This is a genomic window from Pseudomonas sp. LB3P31, from assembly GCF_054897945.1.
Window position 1 is genome coordinate 1,349,441 of the sequence record NZ_CM142710.1, and the last position, 16,506, is coordinate 1,365,946.

Annotated in this window: 18 protein-coding genes; 10 read left to right on the forward strand and 8 right to left on the reverse strand. The window is 59.8% G+C overall.

All coding sequences use genetic code 11. The features are described from left to right. The first annotated feature begins 65 nt into the window (after positions 1-65). From ACYZTK_RS06080 to tal, 6 genes are all read left to right on the forward strand, one after another. Complete coding sequence (locus ACYZTK_RS06080) at positions 66-878, forward strand: alpha/beta fold hydrolase (RefSeq protein WP_462013617.1); 813 nt, start codon at positions 66-68, stop codon at positions 876-878. After that, positions 871-2,040, forward strand: coding sequence for a PAS domain-containing sensor histidine kinase (locus tag ACYZTK_RS06085; protein ID WP_462013618.1), 1,170 nt, complete (start codon positions 871-873; stop codon positions 2,038-2,040). Before ACYZTK_RS06080 ends, ACYZTK_RS06085 begins: the two co-directional genes overlap by 8 nt. A 140-nt stretch (positions 2,041-2,180) precedes the next feature. Beyond that, complete coding sequence (locus ACYZTK_RS06090; RefSeq protein WP_462013619.1) at positions 2,181-2,438, forward strand: CopG family ribbon-helix-helix protein; 258 nt, start codon at positions 2,181-2,183, stop codon at positions 2,436-2,438. Continuing rightward, positions 2,407-2,697 carry a type II toxin-antitoxin system RelE/ParE family toxin gene (locus tag ACYZTK_RS06095; protein WP_462013620.1) on the forward strand — a complete coding sequence of 97 codons (291 nt, stop codon included), beginning with the start codon at positions 2,407-2,409 and terminating at the stop codon, positions 2,695-2,697. Before ACYZTK_RS06090 ends, ACYZTK_RS06095 begins: the two co-directional genes overlap by 32 nt. Positions 2,698-2,830: 133 nt before the next feature. Further along, positions 2,831-3,826 carry a tRNA dihydrouridine(20/20a) synthase DusA gene (gene dusA, locus ACYZTK_RS06100; protein WP_462013621.1) on the forward strand — a complete coding sequence of 332 codons (996 nt, stop codon included), beginning with the start codon at positions 2,831-2,833 and terminating at the stop codon, positions 3,824-3,826. A 280-nt stretch (positions 3,827-4,106) separates the two neighbouring features. Further along, positions 4,107-5,033, forward strand: a complete 927-nt coding sequence (gene tal, locus ACYZTK_RS06105) for a transaldolase (protein WP_462013622.1) — start codon at positions 4,107-4,109, stop codon at positions 5,031-5,033. Positions 5,034-5,210: 177 nt separating this feature from the next. On the opposite strand, the gene rssC is transcribed toward tal, so the two are convergent. From rssC to ACYZTK_RS06120, 3 genes are all read right to left on the reverse strand, one after another. Then, positions 5,211-5,693 carry an anti-sigma factor antagonist RssC gene (gene rssC / locus ACYZTK_RS06110; RefSeq protein WP_007935262.1) on the reverse strand — a complete coding sequence of 161 codons (483 nt, stop codon included), beginning with the start codon at positions 5,691-5,693 and terminating at the stop codon, positions 5,211-5,213. Next, complete coding sequence (gene rssB / locus ACYZTK_RS06115; protein WP_462013623.1) at positions 5,690-6,874, reverse strand: two-component system response regulator RssB; 1,185 nt, start codon at positions 6,872-6,874, stop codon at positions 5,690-5,692. The genes rssC and rssB overlap by 4 nt, the downstream gene beginning before the upstream one ends. Before the next feature lie 380 nt (positions 6,875-7,254). Then, the gene (locus ACYZTK_RS06120; RefSeq protein WP_462013624.1) at positions 7,255-7,944 is read right to left on the reverse strand and encodes an MlaA family lipoprotein; all 690 of its coding nucleotides are present in this window, start codon (positions 7,942-7,944) and stop codon (positions 7,255-7,257) included. Between the two features lie 199 nt (positions 7,945-8,143). On the opposite strand from ACYZTK_RS06120, the gene ACYZTK_RS06125 reads away from it, so the two are divergent. Together ACYZTK_RS06125 and ACYZTK_RS06130 are read left to right on the forward strand one after the other, a co-directional pair. Beyond that, positions 8,144-8,764, forward strand: a complete 621-nt coding sequence (locus tag ACYZTK_RS06125; protein WP_462013625.1) for an HAD family phosphatase — start codon at positions 8,144-8,146, stop codon at positions 8,762-8,764. A gap of 125 nt (positions 8,765-8,889) precedes the next feature. Then, positions 8,890-9,153 (forward strand): DUF4404 family protein, encoded by a 264-nt coding sequence (locus ACYZTK_RS06130; RefSeq protein WP_150711610.1) that lies wholly within the window; start codon positions 8,890-8,892, stop codon positions 9,151-9,153. Positions 9,154-9,351: 198 nt separating this feature from the next. Here the strand turns inward: ACYZTK_RS06130 and queF are convergent, their stop codons facing one another. After that, a complete protein-coding gene (queF, locus tag ACYZTK_RS06135) occupies positions 9,352-10,182 on the reverse strand; it encodes an NADPH-dependent 7-cyano-7-deazaguanine reductase QueF (RefSeq protein ID WP_462013626.1) in 831 nt (276 codons plus the stop codon). 155 nt (positions 10,183-10,337) lie between these two features. Beyond that, the gene (copI, locus tag ACYZTK_RS06140) at positions 10,338-10,853 is read right to left on the reverse strand and encodes a copper-resistant cuproprotein CopI (protein WP_462013627.1); all 516 of its coding nucleotides are present in this window, start codon (positions 10,851-10,853) and stop codon (positions 10,338-10,340) included. 156 nt (positions 10,854-11,009) lie between these two features. Here copI and ACYZTK_RS06145 point away from each other — a divergent pair, with 156 nt between their 5' ends. Continuing rightward, positions 11,010-11,690: a heavy metal response regulator transcription factor gene (locus ACYZTK_RS06145; RefSeq protein WP_462013628.1), complete on the forward strand. Its 681-nt coding sequence runs from the start codon at positions 11,010-11,012 to the stop codon at positions 11,688-11,690. After that, a complete protein-coding gene (locus ACYZTK_RS06150; protein WP_462013629.1) occupies positions 11,690-13,039 on the forward strand; it encodes a heavy metal sensor histidine kinase in 1,350 nt (449 codons plus the stop codon). Before ACYZTK_RS06145 ends, ACYZTK_RS06150 begins: the two co-directional genes overlap by 1 nt. Positions 13,040-13,166: 127 nt before the next feature. On the opposite strand, the gene ACYZTK_RS06155 is transcribed toward ACYZTK_RS06150, so the two are convergent. The 3 genes from ACYZTK_RS06155 to ACYZTK_RS06165 form a co-directional block, all read right to left on the reverse strand. Continuing rightward, positions 13,167-14,411 (reverse strand): lipoprotein-releasing ABC transporter permease subunit, encoded by a 1,245-nt coding sequence (locus ACYZTK_RS06155; protein WP_462013630.1) that lies wholly within the window; start codon positions 14,409-14,411, stop codon positions 13,167-13,169. A 62-nt stretch (positions 14,412-14,473) separates the two neighbouring features. Next, complete coding sequence (lolD, locus tag ACYZTK_RS06160) at positions 14,474-15,157, reverse strand: lipoprotein-releasing ABC transporter ATP-binding protein LolD (protein WP_462013631.1); 684 nt, start codon at positions 15,155-15,157, stop codon at positions 14,474-14,476. A gap of 7 nt (positions 15,158-15,164) precedes the next feature. Then, positions 15,165-16,415: a lipoprotein-releasing ABC transporter permease subunit gene (locus ACYZTK_RS06165; protein WP_462013632.1), complete on the reverse strand. Its 1,251-nt coding sequence runs from the start codon at positions 16,413-16,415 to the stop codon at positions 15,165-15,167. Positions 16,416-16,506 lie beyond the last annotated feature (91 nt).

Below are 16,506 nucleotides of genomic sequence, written 5' to 3' on the forward strand. Positions count from 1 at the left end.
CCGGCCCTGACTATCTAAACTCCCGGGCGCGCCACCACTAACTTTGGCCCGCCCTGGAATCGAGCATGGACCTTCAGCATCGCAATAACGTAAAAGTGCTGGGGGACGGTCCATCGACGCTGATCCTGTCCCACGGATTCGGCTGCGACCAGGGTATGTGGAACTACCTGTACCCGCACTTCACCGAGCGCTTTCGCGTAGTGATGTTTGACCTGGTCGGTGCCGGCCGGTCAGACCTCAGTGCTTACGACCGGGAAAAGTACAACTCGCTGGCGGGTTACGCCCGGGATCTCAACGAGATCATCGACCAGTACGCCTGCGGCCCGGTGATCCTGGTTGGGCATTCCGTCAGCTCGATGATCGGCGTCCTGGCCGATCGTCAGATACCGGATCGAATTGCCGCCCACGTGATGATCGGCCCGTCGCCGTGCTACATCGACTCCGATGACTACATCGGCGGCTTCAAGCTCGAAGACATCCACTCACTGCTCGACACCCTCGACAGCAACTACCTCGGCTGGTCGAGCACCATGGCCCCCGTGATCATGGGCGCACCGGGCCAACCGGCCCTGAGTGAAGAGTTGACCAACAGCTTCTGCCGCACCGAACCGGAAATCGCCAAACAGTTTGCCCGCACGACGTTCATGTCCGACAACCGCCAGGACGTCGCCGGCCTGACCACGCCGACCTTGATCCTGCAGTCCACCGACGACCTGATCGCACCGATAGCCGTGGGTGAATACCTGCAGGCCGTTATGCCCAACAGCACGCTGTGCCTGGTTGACAACGTGGGGCACTGCCCGCACATGAGCGCGCCCGGTGCCTGCTCCAGTGCCATGGACAACTTTCTGCAGCCCTGGGCCGGTACTGATGTCTGAAGAGTCGACGCTACCCACTGCCGAGACACTGTTCGAAGGCGCTCCCTGCGCCCTGGTGGTCACTCGCGAAGATGGCACCATCCTGCGCGCCAACCAGACATTCAGCACCTGGGTCGGCTTCAGCCAGGCCGAGCTGTGCGGGCGGCGCTTCCAGGAGTTGCTGACCATGGGTGGGCGCATCTTCCATCAAACCCACTGGGCCCCTCTGATGCGCATGCAGGGCTCGGTGGCCGAAGTAAAACTCGACCTGATGCACCGCGACCGACACACCGTCACCATGCTGCTCAACGGCGTGCGCCGCGAGCATGCCAGCGGGCCTTTCTACGAACTGGCGCTGTTCGGCACCACCGATCGCGACAAATACGAGCGCGAACTGCTCCACGCCCGCAAGCACGCCGAAGCCTTGGTCAATGAGAAAACCGCCACCGAAGCCGCGCTCAAGCAAGCTCAGGCCGAACTGAGCGACGCCTACGACAAGGCTCAGCGCCGTGCGCAGTTCGCCGAACAAATGGTCGCGATCGTCAGCCACGACCTGAAAAACCCACTGACCGCGATCAAAATGGCCGCAGACATGCTCGCCCGCAGCGAGCGAACCGCCAGGGAAAGCAAACTGCTCGGCCACATCAGCCAATCATCCGAGCGCGCCCAACGGATGATCGCCGACCTACTGGACTTCGCCCTCGCCCGCGTCGGGCAGGGTCTGGGCATCAGCATCGCGCCCGCAGACCTGCACCACATTACCCACCTGAGCGTCGACGAACTGCGCGTCGCCTTTCCGGCCGCCAACCTCACCCACCGGGAAAGCGGCAGCGGCACTGCCCTGCTGGACGCCGACCGAGTGCAGCAAATCATCGGCAACCTGGTCGCCAACGCCGTTGCCTATGGCGATCCGCAGCAGCCAATCACCATCACCTCGCGCCGTGAAGACCACGCCGCCATCGTCTCGGTGCACAACGAAGGCCCGGCCATCCCGCAGAGTTTGATCGACGTGCTGTTCGAACCCATGACCCGCGGTACCGAGAGCGACAGCGATGTGCGCAGTGTCGGGCTGGGGTTGTTTATTGTCAGGGAGATTGCCAAGGCGCATGGCGGGAATGTTGCGGTGAAATCCAGTGTGGAGGGTGGGACTGAGTTCAGTGTTTACTTCCCGCAAACCTTGTAGCAGTTGGCGAAGCTTACGTTTGACTGCGCAGCAGTGCCCCCCGTCAGGAAAAGCGACACCTCACTTTCCGATCTACCTTTAAGGGTATACTCTTTGGATACTCGTATACGTTGTATACAGAAAGCTTGGAGGACGACATTATGGCTTCGCCTGTTCTGTCATTTCGCGTCGAGGAAACACTGGTTGAAAAACTTGATCAACTGTCGCAAGCCACTGACCGTGATCGCCAGTACCACCTCAAGCGCGCGCTGACGCGTTATGTGGAAACTGAGTCCTGGCATATCAATGCGATTTCCGAAGGCATCGCAGACGCCGACGCAGGCAAATTGAAAGATCTCAGTGCCATTAAAGCCAAGTGGGTTAAGCGTGCCGAAAATTGCGATGACGGAAAAAGCTGAGAGTGATTTGGACTCGATCCACGAGTACTACGAATCACGCCTCGGAGCAAAATCGGCACATGTCGTCATAGCCCAGATTTTTGAGGCTTTGGAGCAGCTTGAGACCTTCACCGGCCTCGGGCGCCCGTCGCAAACACCGGATGTTCGGGAGTTGATACTGGGGAAATTCCCCTTTATTGCCCCCTACCGCTTAGCCCATGATCAAGTGCAGATATTGCGGATACTTCATCAGAGTACGGAACGTCCGGAAGACTGGTGACATGTGGGCCCGAGGTGTTGAGTTCGGCAGGTAGGGCGACACCTTCACTAGCCAAGGCATCACGCCCAACGTCTCGGCAGCGCAACCCTGATAAACTCCCGTCTCCCAGCCCTGCCGATTCCAGATGTCCTCAATGCTTTCAGTCATTGCTACGCCCGCCCCGCTCTCCCGCCGCTTTTCCGTCGCGCCGATGATGGATTGGACTGACCGCCACTGCCGTTTCTTCCTGCGCCTGCTCTCCAAGCATGCCCTGCTCTATACCGAAATGGTCACCACCGGCGCCCTCCTCAACGGCGATCACGAGCGTTTCCTGCGTCACAACGAAGCCGAGCACCCGCTTGCCCTGCAACTCGGCGGCAGTGTGCCGCTGGACCTCGCTGCGTGCGCGCGCATGGCGCAGGAGCATGGGTATGACGAGGTAAACCTGAATGTTGGCTGCCCGAGTGACCGGGTGCAGAACAATATGATTGGTGCGGTGCTGATGGGGCATCCGCAGTTGGTGGCGGATTGTGTGAAGGCGATGCGCGATGCGGTGTCAATTCCGGTGACGGTGAAGCATCGGATCGGGATCAATGGCCGGGACAGCTACGAGCAGTTGTGCGAGTTCGTTGGCACCGTGCGGGATGCCGGGTGCACGAGTTTTACCGTGCATGCGCGGATTGCGATTCTGGAGGGGTTGTCGCCGAAGGAGAACCGGGATATTCCACCACTGCGCTATGACGTGGCGGCGCAGTTGAAGACTGATTTCCCGGACCTGGAGATCATTCTTAACGGCGGGATCAAGACGCTGGAGTCGTGCCATGAGCATCTGCAGACGTTCGATGGCGTGATGCTGGGGCGTGAGGCGTATCACAATCCTTATGTGATGGCTGAGGTGGATCAACAGTTGTTTGGCAGTACGGCGCCGGTGATCAGCCGGGCTGAGGCGCTGGCGCAGTTGCGGCCTTATATTGCGGCGCATATTGATGCGGGTGGGTCGATGCACCATATCACTCGGCATGTGCTGGGGCTGGGTACGGGGTTTCCTGGGGCGCGCCGGTTTCGACAGTTGTTGTCGGTGGATATTCACAAAGCCAAGGAGCCTTTGGCGTTGCTGGATCAGGCGGCGGAGTTGCTGGAGGGGCGTTGATGGATTTGTTGAGGCTGGGTGGATCAAAAGATCGCAGCCTCGTTTTACTCGACAGCTCCTACACAGCTCCGGCCCTGCGGCTCCTGCGGTTCCCATGGCTGTCGGTCAGACTGGTTGAACCAGTTCCCCATTTCGGCATCGTATTTATCAACACCGCGCCCCACCTTTCAAACAGCCGTTTTCAGGTTGTTGCCGCTGGGGCCTTCGATAGGTAGATGCGCCCTTGAGTGGCTGTCAGCGCTCGGGTAATGTCATCAGATCCAAAGGACAGAGCACGCCCATGACTTCCAAGCTGGAACAACTCAAACAAATGACGACCGTGGTTGCTGACACTGGCGACTTCGAAGCTATTGCTCGTGTCAAACCGGTAGACGCTACCACCAACCCTTCCCTGCTGCTGAAGGCTGCGGCCATCACCGGTTATGCCGAGCTGTTGAATGCTTGCGTGCACGACTGCAAGGGCGATGTGGGCCTGGCCAGTGATCGTTTTGGCGTGGCGGTCGGGCAGGAAATTCTCAAGGTGGTACCGGGACGCATTTCCACCGAAGTGGATGCGCGCCTGTCGTTCGACACTGACGCCGTATTGAAGCGCGCGCACCGTCTGATCGAGCTGTATGACAAGGCCGGCGTTGGCCGTGACCGTGTGCTGATCAAGATCGCTTCCACTTGGGAAGGCATTCGTGCCGCCGAGATTCTTGAGAAGGAAGGCATTCAGACCAACCTGACCCTGCTGTTCTCCTTCGCCCAGGCTGCGGCCTGTGCCGATGCCGGAGTGTTCCTGATTTCGCCGTTCGTGGGTCGCATCTACGACTGGTACAAGAAGGCCAATGGCACCGACTACACCGGCGCGGATGATCCGGGCGTGCAGTCGGTTACCCGTATCTACAATTACTACAAGGCCAATGACTACAAGACTGTGGTCATGGGTGCGAGTTTCCGTAATCTCAATCAGATCGAGCAACTGGCCGGGTGTGATCGCCTGACCATCAGCCCGGAGCTGATCGACAAGCTGGCGGCGGACACTGGCAAGCTGGAGCGTAAACTGGCGCCTGGGCAGGCCGGTGAGGCGCGCCTGAGCTTGAATGAAGCGCAGTTCCGTTGGTTGTCCAACGAGGATGCGATGGCTACCGAGAAGCTGGCTGAGGGGATTCGTCAGTTTGCCCGGGATCAGGAAAAGCTTGAGGCGCTGTTGCAGGCCAAGCTGTGACCTAGTTCCGTACTAAGCAAAAAGGGCGAACCTGATGGGTTCGCCCTTTTTTTTGGGGTATTTTTCATGGCCCCATCGCGAGCAGGCTCACTCCTACATCTGTGTCCTGCTCGAATCTACTGTAGGAGTGAGCCTGCTCGCGATGAGGCAAGGCCTGCCCACACCATTTCGGACGGCTCAATGACGCTCTAAAGCATTCACCAGGTCATGAAACGCTTCACGATTGGAGTCGTTGAGCCCCATGAGGATCTTGTGGGCTTCGAGGACCTTGATCCGCACCACTTCTTCCGACTGATCCTGGTCTGGCAGGTCGGTCAGGCACTCAGGGCATGGGATCGGGCGGTCAACGATGTTGAACACCTGCTCGAAGCCCATGGACTGCAGCAGACGGGTGATGTCTTCGTGGGTGGTAACGACGGTCGGCAGCAGGCCGACTTTTTGCCGCGACAGGATCGACAATTTGGCCAACAGGCCAAGGGTGGTGCTGTCGATGCTGCGGGTCTCGGTCAGGTCGATCACGATCGCGTTGAAGTTCAACGCGGTGAAGATCCGCTCAATAGTCGCATCCAACGCCGAACAAAGGGTCAGGCGAACTTCACCGACGAACTTCAGGACGAAGGTGCCGTCCTGCTCGGCGAACTGGATTCTACCGGTACTCATTGAAGATTCCTGCTCAACACCAACAGGGCGATATCATCCGGCATCTCCCCTAGCGTGGCCAATCCAAAAACCTGGCGCAACCCATCCAGAGTGCCGCCCGCTGCCTTGACCCGCTGGGGCAAGGCCGCTTCTTTTTCCTTGAGTGTAGGCTCTGGCAGAAGATCCAGGATGCCATCGGACATCAGCGTCAGGCTGAAGGTCGGTGGCAATTCCAGTACGTGGTCTTCGTAGGTGGCTTCATTGAAGAGGCCTACCGGCAGACCGCGCCCTTCCAGATAACGAACACTGTCCGGCGTGTACAACACTGGCAACGGCAAATGACCGCCGATGCTATAGGTCAACAAACCTGTCTCCTCGTCGATGACTCCACCGACCATTGTGACGTGTTTACCCAGCTTACAACTGATCAGGCCCCGGTTGATATGACCAAGGACCTCTGAAGGCTTGAATTCCGGCAATGTGCCGCTGCGCTTGGACTCGAACAGCAAGCGCGTGGTCATGAACTTCAACAGCACGGTGACGAAGGCTGAAGAGGCGCCGTGACCGGATACGTCGGCCAGGTAGAAGGCGACCCGCCGCTCATCGACCCGGAAATAATCGACAAAATCACCCGACAGGTACAGCGACGGGATGATCTGGTGCGCGAACTGGAACTCATCGACCGTCCACGGGCTGACCGGCAGCATGTTCATCTGCACCTGGCGACCGGCGTTCTGGTCTTCCTGGAGCAGGTTCAGGCTGGCTTCCAGCTCACGGTTGGCCTTTTCCAGCTTCTCGCGGTAGCGCTGGTTTTCCAGCAGCAGGCGCGCACGATCCAGGGCCCGGCGCACGGAGTGCTCGAGCACCGCCAGATCTTCGAGAGGCTTGATCAGGTAGTCAGCCGCGCCCAGGCGCAAGGCTTCGACCGCGTCATTCATCACGCCGGCACCCGAAACCACGATCACCGGGGTTTGCGGCGACAGCTCGGTGACCTGACGGATAAGTTCGAGTCCGCCCATCTGCGGCATGCGCAGATCGCAGATGACCAAGTCGGGCTTGTCTTGCTCGAATACCTGAAGACCTTGCTGGCCATTGCTGGCCTGCAGGACGCTGAAACCACTGTCTTCCAAGTAGGCGGCGAGACTCGCGCGTACTACTTCGTCATCATCGATTATCAGCAGCGTGGCACTGGTTTTTGGCATGTGGGCAAACGGCGCCAGAATTAGGTTGGCGTAGCAGGCGCGGTTTAGACCCGGCTCTCACTACTGGATTCGCTTTCTAGCCTCTCTGTCGCGCCGGTTTCAGGCTTTTGCCTTACGCACAGCTCACACCAGAGGTGCCCTTCTAAGGCGCAGACGGTACTCCCATCCGCAGGGCGTTTCAAGCTCGCGGCGATGGTCGCTTGAGGACTTTACCTGGCAAATGACCAGTAGTTATAAGAACAGGTAAAACCGTAACTCAAAGTTAGGTTGCACTTGGCGCGCTAAACCCATGTGCCCACAGGTTAAACCGGCGTTTGCGCTACCTGCTGGAACGAAAAAAGGCGACCTGATGGCCGCCTTCTTCTTGTTACCAGCCGAAATCAAAAATCGTCTTCGACTTGACCATCCTTGACCTTGAATTCGCGGTTCTGCAAATAGGCGTTACGAATGAACACGTACTTGTCGCCATTGATCAGCTTTTCCGCGGACAGCAGGCTGGCGCGCATGTCGACTATGTCCAGGGCCATGAACGAGTTCCGCACTGCCACATCATCGACGTAGCGATAAGCGCCGACGAAGGAGTCAGGGTACTTGGCCGGCGCATCGCGCAAGGTGCTAGGACCGAGCAGCGGCAGCATCACGTATGGACCGCTAGGGACGCCCCAGTAACCGAGGGTCTGGCCGAAATCTTCATCGTTGCGTTGAAGACCCATGCGGGTGCCGACGTCGATAAAGCCCAGCAGGCCAAACGTGGTGTTGAAGATCAGGCGCGCAGTATCAACGCCCGCTGCGGCGGGCTTGGCCTGCAGCACATCGTTGGCGAGGTTGCGCACGTCACCGATGTTGCGGAAGAAGTTGTGGATGCCGTCTTCAACAAACTGCGGCGTCACGTACTGGTAACCCTGAGCCAATGGCTTCAGTGCATAAGTATCGAGTACGTCGTTGAATTTGTAGATCGGACGGTTGATGCTTTCCCAAGGGTCTTCTTCCGTGGCTGCCTGGGCAAAGAACGGCACCAGCGACACGCTGGAACACACACACAGCTGAGCTAGAAGGTTGCTCCAGCGCATAGAAAAACTCCTTGGATTGTACTGACGCAGGCTCATGGCCCTGGCGTTAAGCTGGCTAGTATAAGACGGAAAGGCCGTTTTAGGCAGCATCGCCGTTATCCCATGCTCTGGACTACGGCCCGGAGCCGATGGTTCATCGAAGTGTCACTCAACTGTCACCCGCGTCGCATAGCCTCGGTACTATTTCAGGGACGTTGATATGCCGCACGCCGAAGTATTGCCCCTCGCTGCGCCCAGCCTGACCGCCGTATTGTTTGGTCTCAGTGGTTGCCTGGTGGATTTCGGGGCGCGCACCCGCCAACACCACGGCCCGCAGGTGGAGCACGCCGAAGTCACCCCAGGCGCCCTGGACAGCCTGCATAGCTTGCAACGCCAACAGATTCCCTGTGCGTGGCTCGACGAATTGCCCCCTGCCCTCAGCCATTCCCTGGCCCTTGCACTGCCGGAATGGATAAAACCTTCGAAACACCTCGCAACAAACAATCCTTGGCCAGCTCCCCACGCCTGCTGGGAAGCGTTGATGGCCCTGCAAGTCGGTCAGCTGGACGGCTGCGTGCTGGTCAGTGGCGAGCCGCGACTCCTGCAGTCAGGCTTGAACGCTGGTTTGTGGACTATTGGCCTGGCTTCCTGCGGCTCGCTATGCGGGCTGGCGCCGAATGAATGGCAGGCGCTGACCGCGCAGCAGCGCGAGCACAAACGCGGCAAGGCGACGGTGCAACTGTTCAGCCTTGGGGTGCATTCGGTGATCGACCATCTGGGCGAGCTCGATACATGCCTGGCGGACATCAGCCTGCGCCGGCTCAAGGGCGAAAAGCCCTGAGCGCCGTCTCACGCCCATGAACGTATGCAGGTGGCACGCGAGTGGATTAATCTAGGGGGAAGCCATAGACCTTTGGCGTGACGCTGCGGTCTATGCCAGTGCCTATCGATAAAAGGAAGAACGTCATGCCTGCCCGCGAACTGCAACAACAGCTCAATACTCTGCGCGAGCAATTGGAACAGAATCCACCACTGACGGAAGTGGAGCGCGAAGACCTGCGCGTGCTGATGCAACAGATCGAACTTGAACTCGAGCTGGAGACCAAGACCCAGGATTCCAGTCTTTCGGATAACGTGAACCTGGCGGTTGAACGCTTCGAAATCGAGCACCCTACGCTTGCTGGCACCCTGCGCAATATCGTGCAGGCGCTGGGTAATATGGGTATCTGATTTCGCCGGATGTGAAAAAGCCCTGCCAGCGATGGCGGGGCTTTTTATTATCAGGAATTCGCGACTCACCCCTGTAGGAGTGAGCCTGCTCGCGATTGGGTCGGCACATTCACCATGGATGTTGACTGACGCTACGCCATCGCGAGCAGGCTCACTCCTACATTGGTTTCTGCGCAATGAGTCTGGCGCGGTGAACTTTTATTGACGGACCAGGCGGTGATTCGGCAGTTGCAAGCTTTCAGTACTGCGATACGGATTGATATCCAGCCCACCCCGGCGCACATACCGCGCGTACACCGTCAGTTTCTCAGGCTTCAACAGCCGCTGCAGGTCGAGGAAAATCCGCTCCACACACTGCTCGTGAAAGTCTGAATGCTGGCGGAAGCTGACGATGTATTCCAGCAAGCTCGCGTGATCCAGCGCCGCGCCACGATACTCCACCGCCACGCTGCCCCAGTCCGGCTGGCTGGTCACCGGGCAGTTGGATTTGAGCAGATGGCTGTGCACGCTCTCCTCGACGATGCGCGAGGCGTCACACCGCAGCAGTTCCGGACGCGGATGTTCGTAATTGCTGACGCTGATGTCGAGGTCGTCGATGCAGGTGCCGGGCAATGCCACCACGCCTTCTGCTTCCACGTCTTTCAGGCTGCGGATACGCACGCCCACCGGTTTGCCGGCGGCGGCAGAAAGGTCCTTGACCAGGGTCGCTTCCAGGCTTGGCGTGTCGGCAAACGGCGTCTGGTTCAGCGAGTTGAGGTACAGCTTGAAAGACTTCGACTCGATAATGTTTGGCGAGTCTGCCGGGATGCTGAATTCGCCGATTGCCACCACCGGCTTGCCGGATGGCAGCAGCCACGACAGTTCGAAGCAGTTCCAGAAATCCACGCCCTTGTAGGGCAGGGTGTCCGCCGTCAGGCCGAGCTCGGCCCATTTCGCGGTGCGCGGGATGGGGAACAGCAGGGAGGGCGTGTAGGTGGCGATGTATTCGCTGGATTTGCCCAGCGGCGAGTGTTCGGCTGCGGGATGCATGGGGGGAACCTGACTGGAGAATCAGTTGATTCTATCAGTGTTTTTGTGGGGGATTTGAGTGGAATCGGATGGGATTGGGGGTTTAGGGGTAAAGATCGCAGCCTCGTTTCACTCGACAGCTCCTACACAGCTCCTACATGGCTCCTACATGGCTCTTACGGGGTGGCGATGGTTAGTTTGCCGACCATGCCGGCCTGGTAATGGCCGGGGATGTTGCAGGCGAATTCCAGGGTGGTGGGTTTGCCGAAGGTCCAGGTCAGCTCGGCGGTTTTGCCGGGTTCGACCAATATGCTGTTGGGGTCGTCGTGCTTCATTGCATGATCCATGGTGCCGTGGTCCATAGGCTTCATGCCCGTCGGCGTGAGCATGCCGCTTTGCTGCATCTGCAACATTTCCTGTTGATGCCGGGCATGCATGGCGGCGTCGCCAAGGTTAAATTCGTGCAGCAACTGGCCTTTGTTCACCAGCACAAAACGCACCGTCTCCCCGGATTTAATGTCGATGGTTTTGGGATCGAATGTCATGTCACCCATCACCACTTCAACGCTGCGGGTGGCTTTGGCTGCCGGGGCCGGTTGACCGAAGTCGAAGGAATGCGCCGGCGATGCCCATACCGGCGAGTTCAGCGCCAGCAGGCAGGCGGCCAGCAGCAGGGGTTTGCGCGAAAACATAGTCATACTCCAACAAGATAAGGTTCAGCCTGCAGAAAACTCTAAACTGCCGCCACTGCCCGTAACCTGACAGGCAGATTACAACTTTGTCAGGTTGACCTGCACTCGCGCCGCCCACGGTATAAAGCGTTCGTTCCACTCGCCACGAGCTATCCAATGAAACTGCTGATCGTCGAAGACCAACTGAAAACCGGCCAATATCTGCGCCAGGGCCTGACCGAGGCCGGGTTCAACACTGAATTGGTGGCCGACGGCAGCACCGGTCAGCAGCTGGCCCTGAGTGGCGATTACGCTTTATTGATACTCGATGTGATGCTGCCCGGTCGCGATGGCTGGCAGATTCTGCAAGCCGTGCGCGGTGCCGGCCTGGACACTCCGGTACTTTTTCTTACCGCCCGTGACGCCGTGGATGACCGGGTGCATGGCCTGGAACTGGGAGCCGACGACTACCTGGTCAAACCGTTCGCCTTCTCTGAGCTGCTGGCACGGGTGCGCAGCCTGTTACGGCGCGGCAGTGCCACGCCTCAGGAAACCTGCCTGCAACTGGCGGATCTGCGCCTGGACCTGATCCGCCGTCGGGTCGAACGCGGCGGACAGCGCATCGACCTGACCGCCAAGGAGTTCGCCCTTCTGGAGATGCTGTTGCGGCGCCAGGGCGAAGTGCTGCCCAAGTCGCTGATCGCCTCCCAGGTCTGGGACATGAATTTCGACAGTGACACCAACGTCATCGAAGTGGCGATCCGCCGGTTGCGCCTGAAGATCGACGATGAGTTCCCCAACAAGCTGATCCACACCGTGCGTGGCATGGGTTATGTCCTCGAAGAGCGTGCCAACTGATGCGCCGACTGTCCTTGAGCAGCCGTCTGGCGCTGCTGTTTGCCGCCTGTACGGCGGTGGTCTCACTGTTTGCCGGCGTGCTGTTCAGCCGTGCCAGCGAGGCGCATTTCATCGAGCTGGATCAACAGCTGCTCGATGGCAAATTGATTGGGCTGCGCCGGGCGCTGCACGACATTCAGTCGAGCAAAAGCCAGGCCAGGCTGGCCGATGAACTGAGCCGCCAGGCTGACCTGTCGCTGCGCATCACCGGCGCCGATGGCCAACGCTGGTACGACAGCTCGGCGAGTATTCCGGCGCAACTTCCGCACACAGCCGGCTTGTCGACCACCAGCGACCAAGGCACCGACTATCGAGTACTGAACGCCCCGCTCTCCCCCGACAAACCCGACTCGCCGCAACTGACCCTGCTGCTGGACATCACCCATCACCAGCACTTTTTGCAGCGCATGCAGCACCTGATCTGGCTGACGGTCGGCCTCTCGGCGCTGGCCACCGCGCTGCTCGGCGCCTGGGCGGCACGCAGCGGTTTGCGGCCGTTGCGGCGCATGAGCGAAGTGGCGCGAGGGGTGTCCGCGCAATCGCTGAACGCGCGGCTGCCGGAAGAACAGATGCCGCCCGAGCTGGCGCAAATGGCTCATCACTTCAACGCCATGCTCGGACGCCTGGACGATTCGTTCCAGCGGCTCTCGGCGTTCTCTGCCGATATCGCCCATGAACTGCGTACGCCGTTATCGAACCTGCTGACCCACACCCAGGTCACCCTCACCCGCCCGCGCGCTCTCGAGGATTACCGCGAGGCGCTGCACAGCAACCTTGAAGAGCTGCAATGGATGGCGCAGCTGGTCAACGACATGCTCTACCTGGCCAAGGCGGATCATGGGCTGCTGATGCCCAGGCGCGAACCGCTGGACCTTGGGCAGGAAGTGGATGTGCTGCTGGAGTTTTTCGCACCCTTGGCCGAGGACGCGCAGGTCACATTGAGCCGTGACGGTACTGCGCGCATGGAGGGTGATCGCAACATGCTGCGCCGCGCGCTTTCCAATCTGCTGGACAATGCGTTGCGCTTTACCCCGGCTGAGGGCGAGGTGCGCGTGCGCATCAGCGAGCAGGCCAAGGGGTTGGTGGTGGTAATCGAAAACACTGGGGATGGGATTGCTGCCGAACTGTTGCCGCGGTTGTTTGATCGTTTCTATCGGGCGGACCCGGCTCGGCAGGAAGGGAGCAGTGAGCATGCGGGGTTGGGGCTGGCGATCACCCGGTCGATCATTCGCGCCCATGGTGGGCAGATTCGGTGTGAATCAGTGGATGGGTGGACGCGGTTTTTGATTGAGTTACCACAGGAGAATTGAGGCTGGCAGGGCCGGCCCTCTTCGCGAGCAAGCCCGCTCCCACATTGGATCTTCATGGACACTGACAATGTGTACGACGTAGATCTAAATGTGGGAGCGGGCTTGCTCGCGAAGGCGATCTATCAGCTTACGAATATCTCAAAGCATGCGCCGGCTCGATCTTCGCTGCCCGCCAAGCCGGATAAACCGTCGCCAGGAAACTCAACACAAACCCGGCCGAGCAGATCAACAGCACATCCCCACCCTGCAATTCCGAAGGCAGGTTGCTGACAAAATACACATCCGAACTGAAGATGTGCTGCCCACTCACCCGCTCCACCCAGCCCACCAACTCGCTGACGTTCAGCGCCGCGATCACCCCCAGCACTCCGCCGATCAGGGTGCCGACAATGCCGATCACGGTGCCCTGGACCATGAAGATCGCCATGATTTGCCGTGGCGTGGCGCCGATAGTACGGAGGATCGCGATGTCCGCGCCCTTATCGTTCACCACCATGATCAGAGTCGCGATGATATTGAACGCGGCGACGGCGACGATCATCAGCAACAGCAGGCCGATCATGGTCTTTTCCATCTTCATCGCGCTGAACAGGCTGCCCTGGGTGTGGGTCCAGTCGTCAGCCCGGTAGGCACTGCCCAGTCCAGCAGCAACATCGCTGGAAACTTTCGGTGCCGCATACAAATCTTTCACCGCCAGGCGCACGCTCTGCACCTGGTTCGGCTGCCAATGCTGCATCTGCGCGGCATCGGCGACGTGGATCAGCGCCATCGAGCCGTCCAGCTCGGCGCCAACCTTGAACACGCCCACCACGTTCAGGCGCTGCATGCGCGGGGTAATCCCGCCCGGTGCAGTGCTGACTTCCGGGACGATCAGGGTGATCTTGTCGCCGACGTTCAAGCGGAAACGCCGGGCGGTGATTTCACCGATCACCACGCCAAACTCGCCAGGCTTCAATGCATCCAGGCGACCCTGAACGATATGCTTGGCAACGATCGACACCTGGCCTTCGAGCGCCGGGTCGACGCCACTGACCTGGATCGGCTGCATCGTGCCCTTGTAGGACAGCATGCCTTCCATCTCGGTGAACGGCACGGCGGCGGTCACTTCGGGATTTTTCATCGCAGCGGCGGCCACAGGCTGCCAGTCATCGATCGGGTTGACGCCGACGATGGTCGCGTGCGGCACCATGCCGAGGATGCGCGAGCTCATTTCCCGCTGGAAGCCGTTCATCACTGACAGCACCACGATCATCGCCAGCACGCCCAGGGCGAGACCGATCATCGAAGTCATCGAGATGAAGGACACGAAGCGATTGCGACGCTTGGCGCGGGTGTAGCGCGCGCCGATGAAGATCGATAACGGTCTGAACATTCGCTGGGGCCCGTATAAAAATTAAAGACCCGAGGTCTTTGCCGACCTCGGGTTTCGACCAGTCAGATGGGAGTCAGGCGACCTTCCTGCAGGTGCAGGACGCGGTCCATCTGGCGGGCCAGGTTCATGTCGTGAGTCACCACCAGGAACGCCGTGCGCATCGAAGTGCTGAGTTCCAGCATCAAGTCCTGAATGCCCTGGGCGGTGTGGGAGTCGAGGTTGCCGGTCGGCTCGTCGAGCATCACCAGCCCCGGCTTGTTCACCAAGGCCCGGGCGATGGCCACACGCTGGCGTTCGCCACCGGACAGTTCCGAAGGTTTGTGCTCCAGGCGATGCCCCAGCCCTACCCGCTCCAGCAACGCAGTCGCCCGCTGACGCGCTTCGGGGATCGCGGTCTTGCCGATCAGCAGCGGCATGCAGACGTTTTCCAGCGCGGTGAATTCCGGCAGCAAGTGGTGGAACTGGTAGACGAAACCCAGTGACCGATTGCGCAACAGGCCGCGATTTTTCTCACTCAGGGCCGACAACTCTTCGCCGTCGAGCCACACGCTGCCCTTGGTTGGCGTGTCGAGGCCGCCCAACAGGTTGAGCAAGGTACTCTTGCCCGAACCCGAGGTGCCGACAATCGCCACGCGCTCACCCGGGTGCAACTCCAGTTGCAGACCGGCCAGGACCTCTACCGACTCCGGGCCTTCCTCGTAGGATTTGCCCAGGTTGCGGCAGCTCAGGATTGCTTTTTCACTCATGCCCAATTCACTCATAACGTAGCGCCTCCGCAGGCTGGGTGCGCGCGGCACGCCAGGCTGGATACAGGGTGGCGAGGAAACTCAGGATCAACGCGGCGGCACAGACCATGACCACGTCCTGGCTCTGCACTTGCGACGGCAGATAATCGATGAAGTACACATCGGCGTTCAGGAACTTGTGGCCGAGCACGCCTTCAAGGGCCGAGATCGCGGCGCTGACGTTCAGCGCGGCGAAAATCCCCACCACCGCGCCAATCAGCGTGCCGAACACCCCGATCACCGTGCCCTGGACCATGAAGATCGCCATGATCGTGCCGGGGGTGGCGCCAAGGGTGCGCAAAATCGCGATATCGCCCTTCTTGTCGTTCACCACCATCACCAGGGTGGAAATGATGTTGAACGCCGCCACGGCGACGATCAGCAGCAACAGCAGGCCGATCATGGCTTTTTCCATGCGGATCGCCTGATACAGGTTGCCGTGGGTGCGGGTCCAGTCACGGGCGTAGTAATGGTCTTCGCCCAGTTGTTGGGCGATGTTCCATGCAGTGCGCGGTGCCTGGAACAGATCATCGAACTTGAGGCGGATGCCCTGCACCTGATCCGGCTTCCAGCGGTGCAGCCTGGCCAGGTCCTGCAGGTTGGTGACGCCCAGGTAACCGTCGATCTCACCGGCGCCGACATGGAAGATGCCGACTACGGTGAAGCGTTTCATGCGCGGGAACATCCCGGCCGGGGTCACGGTGACTTCCGGCGCGACGAACGTCAGCTTGTCGCCGATAGCGGCGCCGAGCTTGGCCGCAGCCTTGTCGCCGATGACGATGCCGAAACTGCCCGGCGCCAGATCGTCGAGTTTGCCCTGCAGCATGAACTTGTCGATGATCGAGACCTGCCGTTCCAGCGCAGGGTCGATGGCATTGAGCAGCACCTTGGACACCTTGCCGTTATTGGTCAGCAGCCCCTGCATTTGGGTAAACGGCGCTACCGCCGTCACCTGCGGGTTCTGCTGGACCTTGGCGGCGAGGCTTGGCCAGTCGCTGATCGGCTCACCGGACTCGATGGTCGCGTGGGGCACCATGCCCAGCACGCGGGTGCGCATCTCATGATCGAAGCCGTTCATCACCGACAGCACCACGATCATCACAACCACGCCCAGGGCGAGTCCGATCATAGAGGTCAGGGAAATGAACGACACAAAATGATTGCGCCGCTTTGCACGGGTATAACGCGTGCCAATAAATACGAAGAGAGGTCTGAACATGTCGGGGCTTGTTCGGAGGGAAAAGGAACGTCCTTGTGGCGGGGGTCGATAACCAGCTTTACACTCAGACCACCGCCGCTACCATGGGTTC